Consider the following 7,862-nt stretch of genomic DNA (forward strand, 5'->3'; position numbering starts at 1 on the left):
AAAATAATAGGTAAACAGAAATAAATTATTCAGTACGCACAAAATAAATGAGCGATTCCATAAGGGAGCTGTCGTGCTAGACATAAAAACCAACTATATACAGAAAATTCTAAAATCAGGCCTGAGGTCTTGCAGGCTGGAGTATCAGTGCAACCAGCGCGCGAATATAATTCTCATCCGGCATTTTGTTAAAAAAGATAATCTGGTAGTGAATCGGCCCGTACAAACAGTCCAGCATCAATTCAAAATTATAGTCCGCACAGATTTCTCCACGCTCAATCGCTTGCTGGATCAAGCCGCGCATTTGTTCTCGACGCGGTAGCAGATACTGGGTGAAAAATTCCCCTGCAAGTTCACGATGATTAGCCATCACCACCAGCAATGCCCGTCCTACCGGATGATCCAGTGCCTGAGATAACCGTATTAATTGCTGTACCAGGTTATCTTCCAAAGACCTGGAAAAATCCAGATCAAAAATAGACGCGGTATGTGCTCTGAAGGTATCCAGAACCAGTTCAGACTTATGTTTCCACCAGCGGTAAATGGTGGACTTACCCACCCCCGCCCGTGCAGCGACATCTTCAATGGTGAGCTGATGATATTCATATTCAGTCAATGCTTCCGCCACCGCCTGCAAAATACATTTCTGACGACGTGAGCCTTTTTCTTCTAGTGTCATATAATCCATCAAAAAACGAAACGATACGTATCGTTTCATAATAGATGATTTATAGGGTTATGACCAGTCTGTATGAAAAGTACAGGCCAAAAAAAGACCTCTAATTTGAGGTCTTTTTTCACTTTATAGAAATTAGCTGTGGGCTGTTTTCTTATAAATACTGCAAGAAGGATGATGATTTTCTTGCAGTCTAGCAATCTTACGCTGTTCAGCTGCTTCAAAACGGCAACGTTTCCAGTCATTATCAAGATTCAGTGGCGGAATATGTTGCGGTTTACCATTTTCATCGACTGCCACCATAGTAAAGTAGCAGCTGTTGGTATGACGCACAGTACGTTTCTGGATATTCTGCGCCTCTACACGGATCCCGATTTCCATCGAAGTACGACCCACATGGTTCACACTCGCCAGGAAAGTCACCAGTTCACCCACGTGAATAGGTTCTTTAAAATTCACTTTATCCACAGACAGCGTAACCACATAACTGCCTGAATAGCGGCTCGCACAGGCATAAGCAACCTGATCCAGCAATTTCAGAATGGTACCACCGTGGACATTTCCTGAAAAATTCGCCATGTCTGGCGTCATAAGAACAGTCATTGTTAATTCTGACTGATCGTCTGAAGCTGGTGCAATTTGATCTAATGGGGCCATCGCTTTCTTTGAACTCTTTGAATGACAATGATATAAGCACATTATTATATCGTTTTTACTACTAATTAAATGTTCTATTCGGCAAAAAATCCATCATTATTATTTATATAAAAAATGATTTCATACAGAAATAAATATAATAGAAGCCGCTTGAATGATATTCCATCGAACCTGTATTTCAGAAAATCATTATTTCTTTATTATTTTCATGATGAATAATCTGTATATAGATGGAATTAAGAATTTATCCAGACTGTTTTCATAACTTCTCATAGATAAATTCTTCTACTCATCCTTTAGTCAGCACTGAGTCTTAACATTTCCTGAGCGACATTTTGATAACTCAATACTTGCTGACCGTCGAGCTGTGTTTCTACGGTATAAGTGCCATCCTGATGTGTAGCAGTTACTTTAAAGATGTATTGCTCAAACTGAGCCAGTTTGACCTGCTGCCCGACTTCAAGATTATTCATATGTCATCCTAGATTTGATCTTATCTGTTTTCATCAATTGTATTCTGACATGACTGATTGAATTTTCAAACAATTGATAAACTTAAGTATATAAATAACCATATAAAATTCTAAAAATATATACTTTAATAATATATTAATTCTAGTAATTTATTTAAATTTCAGCAGCTTATATTTTTAAGGCTGATTGTTTTTTATTAATATATACTTAATAACACTTAGCTCATATTTTCTATAGATTGATATTTTTTTATAAGTAATTCTTATTATTTTTTGAATATATGAATTAAAAAACCCTCATTTATTACAAATAAGGGTTTTAATTGAATAGCTGCTTTAGAGATTATTTTTCACGGGCCAGTAACTGTGGAATCTGATGTCCCTTTGCATAATCATATTTCTGATATACCTGTTCAATTTCAAGCAATTTCCCCCGTGCCGCTTCAATACCCGCTTCCATAGTCATGGTTCTGCCACGCACATCAAAAATATGTCCTTTCTCACGCAAGTCTGGCTGGATCACTACATCCGCATGTTTTAATTCTTCAAAGGCAAGCCGCTTCTGCATGATGTTGATGTTCTGATTAAACAAGCCCCAGACATTGGTCGTTTCGGTATGAATCGGCTGCGCCAGAATATCAATGGCGATGACAATATCTGCACCCAGTTCACGAGCGACATCTACGGGTACGGGACTAACCAAACCACCATCCACATATTCCTTTTCTTCAATCATGGTGGGAATGAACATACTTGGAATCGCGACCGATGCACGTACCGCCTGACCGGTATTACCATAATTAAATACGACTTTCTTGCCTTCTTTCAGGTCTGTCGCCACCACAAACATGGGGATCTTCAGGTCCTGTAAAGGAACATTATCTACCTGCAAATTGACATAGTCTTCGACTTTTTTGCCATCAAAGAAGCCTTTTAGATCGATTCTGAAATCACGAACATCATTGGCTTTCATACTCAGCGCAATATTGCGCAGCTCAATCGCAGGTTTGCCACTGGCATAAATAGAACCAACAATACTGCCAGCACTGGTTCCCACAATCATGTCCGGCTGAATACCAGCCTGCTCCAGTACCTCAATCGCGCCAATATGCGCATAACCACGAGCACCACCACTGCCTAAAACCAGCGCAACCACAGGACGCTGCTCGGTCGCTTTAATCTTCAGAAAATCGATTTGATTCGGACGTGCTTGTGCTGTGCTGTACTGCATTTGCTTGGATTGAATACCTGCCTTCACTGCCATCACTCGCTGATCAGGCACGCTCTGACAGCCGTTTAAAAACAGCCCCAGCATGATGAAGCTCAACCCATAGTTCCGCATACAGCACTTATCCTCATTTTAATAGCTGCATAGTGTATAAACACCATGCTAAATTAACTGTTGAATTTCGTAAATTTGTCATACAGTTTGAATAACTTATAGCTATTTAAACCTGTATCACCATGCAGTCACCTACCCTTTATCAGATTTTTCTGACTTTCTTCAAGCTTGGATGTACCGCATTCGGCGGGCCTGCTGCACATTTAGTATTTTTTCACCATAAGATGGTCGGTCAATTGAACTGGTTGAATGATGCCCAATATCAACAACTGGTGGCATTGGCCCAATTACTGCCAGGACCCAGTAGCAGTCAGGTCGGGATCGGCATCGGCTATATGCAACGAGGTTATAGCGGTGCCTTAATGGCCTGGCTAGGTTTTACTTTGCCATCTGTACTGTTAATGACTTTGGTTGCCGTGCTCGGACAGCGCTACTTTCATATTTTAAACTCACATAGCTTTCATGTGATCCAGCTTATTGTGTTTGCAGTGGTCAGCTGGGCATTCTGGCAAATGTTGCGTAGCTTCTGTAAATCCTGGTGGCAATATAGTCTAATGATCGCTGCCACAATCTTTCTGGCTGTCGTCCCACTCAGCTTTAACCAGATCCTGGTGATTCTACTGGCTGGCTTGATCAGTATTGCGATGAGCAAGTTTCAAAGTCAAGCACTGTTACAATCGACACCAGTGAAAAATGCCACTCTAGACACCCCCTATATTCAGAAAAATCATGCAGTTTACTGGTTTATCGCCTTTTTGCTACCCTTCATAAGTATCCCCCTTCTGGTTCAGTACCTGCACTGGTCTGAACTCGGTTTCTTTGCCGATTTCTATCGAACAGGTTCTCTGGTCTTTGGTGGTGGACATGTCATTTTACCCCTGCTTCATCAGGACTTTGTCAGCACCCAGCTGGTCAGTGCACAGGCTTTTGACCTAGGCTATGCTTTTGCCCAGTTGATGCCTGGTCCGCTGTTCAGTTTTGCTACTTATCTTGGTGCTTTATTGGACTGGACGGATCAGCTCTGGCTCAATGCCCTACTGGCGACTATTGCTATCTTCCTGCCCTCATTCTTGCTGATTTTTGCAAGCTTACCTTACTGGTCCTGGCTGATGCAGCAAGCTGTGATCCGTCATGCAGTGGCAGGGATCAATGCAGCAGTGGTCGGACTGTTACTTTATCTGGTCCTGCAACTTGGACAAAGTTACCTGAAGCGCTGGGAAGATGTGATATTTGTAATCGTGATGATTTATCTGCTGCGGTCAAAACTTCCACTCTGGTTCAGCCTGATCGCAGGCTTTGCAGTCTATTATAGCTATCTCTGTTTTTTATAAACTGAATCAATAAAAAAGCCCCGAATGATTCGGGGCTTTTTCAACAGGGTTTTACCAGATATCGGATTTGACCTTGTCTTTAAACTTCGGATGTTGATCCAGTTTAAACACTGGCTCTTTCACCCCACGCTTTAACTGACCAGTATAGTCTTTCAGAAGCATCAGGATAAATGGCATCAATAACAGAATCGCAATCAGGTTAATACTTGCCATCACGCCCATGAACAGATCTGCCATGTTCCAGATCAGTGGTACGCTCGCAATCGAACCGAAATACACCATGAACAGTACCAGAATACGGAAGATCATCATCACACCTGGATTGTTATTGATGAACTGCACATTCCCTTCTGCATAGGCATAGTTCCCGATAATGGAGGAGTATGCAAACAGGAATAGAATCAATGCCAGGAAGTCATCCCCCCACGCACCGATCTGGCTTTCTAGTGCCATCTGGGTCAGGGTTACGCCTTCAAATCCGGCATTTTCATACAGTCCAGACACCAGAATAATGATCGCAGTACATGAACACACCACAAAGGTATCTACAAATACACCGAGCATCTGTACCAGGCCCTGATTCACCGGATGTTTTACATCCGATGCAGCAGCAGCATTCGGTGCAGAACCCATCCCTGCTTCATTAGAAAACAGGCCACGCTTGATACCCATCATCATCGCCATAGAAATCATGGCCCCGAAGAAACCACCTGCAGCAGCTTCAAATTCAAACGCTTTAGTGAAGATCAGCTGGAAGATAGATGGCAGCATATCGTAATTGATCACAGCAATATAAAGCGCCACAATCAGATAGAGAAGTGCCATAAATGGCACAAAACTTTCAGCAACTTTTGCAATCCGCTTGATGCCACCGAAAATGATCACCGCAGTGATCAAGACCAGAAATAGACCTAACCATGAAACTTCAAGGTCAAAACCACCCAATGGCAAGTTCAGATTCGCCTGATCCCAGCCCCAGGCATGTGAAGTTGCACCAATAATCGCATTGGCCTGCACCGCATTAAAGACAAAGCCGTACGTCAAAATCAGCGCGATAGCAAAGAGGATACCCAGCCATTTCTGTTTCAAACCTTGCGTAATGTAATACGCTGGTCCACCACGGAACTGCTTGTTCTGGGTATCACGAATCTTGAACAGCTGTGCCAATGAAGATTCAACAAATGCCGAACTCATCCCCAGAAAAGCGGTAAACCACATCCAGAACACGGCACCTGGACCACCAATGGCAATGGCAATCGCAACACCAGCAACGTTACCCACACCTACACGGCTAGCCAAACCCGTTACAAAGGCCTGGAATGGTGTGATCCCATGCTCATCCTTGGTTTCATTCCGGCTGCGTTTCATGACTTTCATACTGTGCCAGAACAGACGAATCTGTACGGCCCCAGTCATGATGGTATACAGAATACCCACTGCCACTAGGAAGACGACCAGAAAATCCCAAAGTGGACCATTTAGGGCATTGACCCAACCCAGCAGGGTTTCATTGAGCTGTTCATTCATATTCAATCCTTTCTATCCGTCTTAGATTTATTGTTATGACTCTGCATATCTATCCTTATACAAAGAATTTCAGAATTACCTGAATCACAGTGGCATTGATCAAGTCTACGAAGAACGCACCACAGAGCGGTACAATCAGGAAGGCCTTATGTGATGCACCGTACATATTGGTAATGGCCTGCATGTTTGCAACTGCCGTCGGTGTTGCCCCCATACCGAAACCACAGTGACCTGCAGCCAGGACAGCCGCATCATAGTTTTTACCCATCACACGGAAGGTTATGAATGCTGCATACAGTGCCATGGTAATAGTCTGTGCACCGAGGATCACCATCAGTGGGCCAGCAAGGTCGGCTAATTGCCATAATTTCAGAGATAACAATGCCATTGCCAGATAAAGTGACAATGAGGCATTACCAAATACATCAATCGCGCGGTCAAAGACCTTAACCTTAAACACACCTTCAAGCACGTTACGCAGGATTACACCACCAGCCAGCGCCCAAACGAAGGTTGGCAGTTCAAATGCAGTACCTTTACTGAAACCGGTCATAAATTCTGCAAATGCCAGACAGCCTGCAAACAGACCCAGTGTAGTAATTGCATTATCTGCGGTAATCAGGCGTACGCGGTGTGGATATTCAAATGGAATGTATTCAGTTGAATTCACATCCAGTGGAGTATTATCACGTTTTTCAACCTGAGCCGCAGTACGAGGCGTGGCTAATTCATGGCGGCTAATCAGCATTTTCGCCAAAGGACCACCGATGATACCGCCAATGATCAGACCAAAAGTTGCACTGGCCATACCAATCACCAAGGCACCCTGGATACCATGTTGCGTTTCCAGAATCTCGCCCCATGCACCTGCCGTACCGTGACCGCCAGTGAGTGTAATTGAGCCTGCAATCAGACCGATCAGTGGATCAATACCCAACAGGCTAGCCAATGTCATACCGACAGTGTTCTGTACCATGATAAACACTGAAACTGCGATCAGGAAGATCACCAGACCAATACCACCTTCACGCAGCTTGGCAAAGTTTGCACTCAAACCAATCGATGCGAAGAAGATCAGCATAAAACTGGTCTGCAATTCTGCACTTGTGGTAATACTGTAACCCCACAAGCTATGGATGATCAGGGAGATAATCGCTGCAACCAGACCACCTGCAACAGGTTCTGGAATGTTATAGCGCTTTAAAAAATCGATTTTATTAACCAGGAAACGACCGAGCAATAAGACAATCACTGCAGCAATCAAGGTATAAAATGCGTTAAAAGTAAAATCCATAATTATTTGCCCAAGATGATTCTGAATTTTTGTTGTTCTAAAAGTAATCTTTTGACCTAAGTTTAGTGGATGATGTCCACCCCCCCTACCCTATATCAGTCAACACGGACAGTAATCTCTTTTAGAAAAACAAAACAATTCAGCACCTGATTCAAATTCGTTAATGCAATCTGGCAGATTACATATAACCCTAAGACCATCTTAAAAATACAATGTGCGAAATCTTGAGGCTGTTAAACAGTCGGTTCTGCATCGGAAGATGAGATAAAAGCTTCATCATCCTGCAGGATCTCGAAGCACAATATTTTTAAATTCATTCCAAACCCACAGATACGCTACAGAAATACCGCGATAACCACAGTTTTTATATTTACGATCTATTCAGAATGTTTAGAATGAACCTTCAGATGAAAAGTCGGACATTATGCGGTGTCTTAATGCACTGTATTATTGTTTTTTATTAACAATAGCTTGACTTTTCATAAAAATAATTCATAAATAGATAATTTTTTGATCTATCTTTCCTTATTTTAAAGTTTTAACAATTCATTATAAATACCGC

Annotated in this window: 7 protein-coding genes; 1 reads left to right on the plus strand and 6 read right to left on the minus strand. The window is 42.5% G+C overall.

The genetic code is table 11. The annotated features are described in order from the left end of the window. Positions 1-115: 115 nt before the first annotated feature. From B4033_RS08865 to B4033_RS08880, 4 genes are all read right to left on the minus strand, one after another. Positions 116-679: a TetR/AcrR family transcriptional regulator gene (locus B4033_RS08865; RefSeq protein WP_008307536.1), complete on the minus strand. Its 564-nt coding sequence runs from the start codon at positions 677-679 to the stop codon at positions 116-118. A gap of 132 nt (positions 680-811) precedes the next feature. After that, positions 812-1,333, minus strand: a complete 522-nt coding sequence (locus B4033_RS08870; RefSeq protein WP_004814807.1) for an acyl-CoA thioesterase — start codon at positions 1,331-1,333, stop codon at positions 812-814. A gap of 296 nt (positions 1,334-1,629) precedes the next feature. Beyond that, complete coding sequence (locus tag B4033_RS08875; RefSeq protein WP_004814805.1) at positions 1,630-1,806, minus strand: hypothetical protein; 177 nt, start codon at positions 1,804-1,806, stop codon at positions 1,630-1,632. A 343-nt stretch (positions 1,807-2,149) separates the two neighbouring features. Then, complete coding sequence (locus B4033_RS08880; protein WP_286833278.1) at positions 2,150-3,148, minus strand: patatin-like phospholipase family protein; 999 nt, start codon at positions 3,146-3,148, stop codon at positions 2,150-2,152. A 122-nt stretch (positions 3,149-3,270) separates the two neighbouring features. Between B4033_RS08880 and chrA the strand changes: the two genes are divergently transcribed. After that, complete coding sequence (chrA, locus tag B4033_RS08885) at positions 3,271-4,479, plus strand: chromate efflux transporter (RefSeq protein WP_286833280.1); 1,209 nt, start codon at positions 3,271-3,273, stop codon at positions 4,477-4,479. Positions 4,480-4,530: 51 nt separating this feature from the next. Here the strand turns inward: chrA and B4033_RS08890 are convergent, their stop codons facing one another. Beyond that, on the minus strand, positions 4,531-6,006 hold the full coding sequence (locus tag B4033_RS08890) for an alanine/glycine:cation symporter family protein (protein WP_076754010.1): 1,476 nt from the start codon (positions 6,004-6,006) through the stop codon (positions 4,531-4,533). Between the two features lie 55 nt (positions 6,007-6,061). Continuing rightward, on the minus strand, positions 6,062-7,300 hold the full coding sequence (gene gltS / locus B4033_RS08895; RefSeq protein WP_048882376.1) for a sodium/glutamate symporter: 1,239 nt from the start codon (positions 7,298-7,300) through the stop codon (positions 6,062-6,064). Between the last annotated feature and the right edge of the window lie 562 nt (positions 7,301-7,862).

Origin of the sequence: Acinetobacter sp. UBA3132 (assembly GCF_002364825.1) — a bacterium.
Classification (GTDB): domain Bacteria; phylum Pseudomonadota; class Gammaproteobacteria; order Pseudomonadales; family Moraxellaceae; genus Acinetobacter; species Acinetobacter schindleri.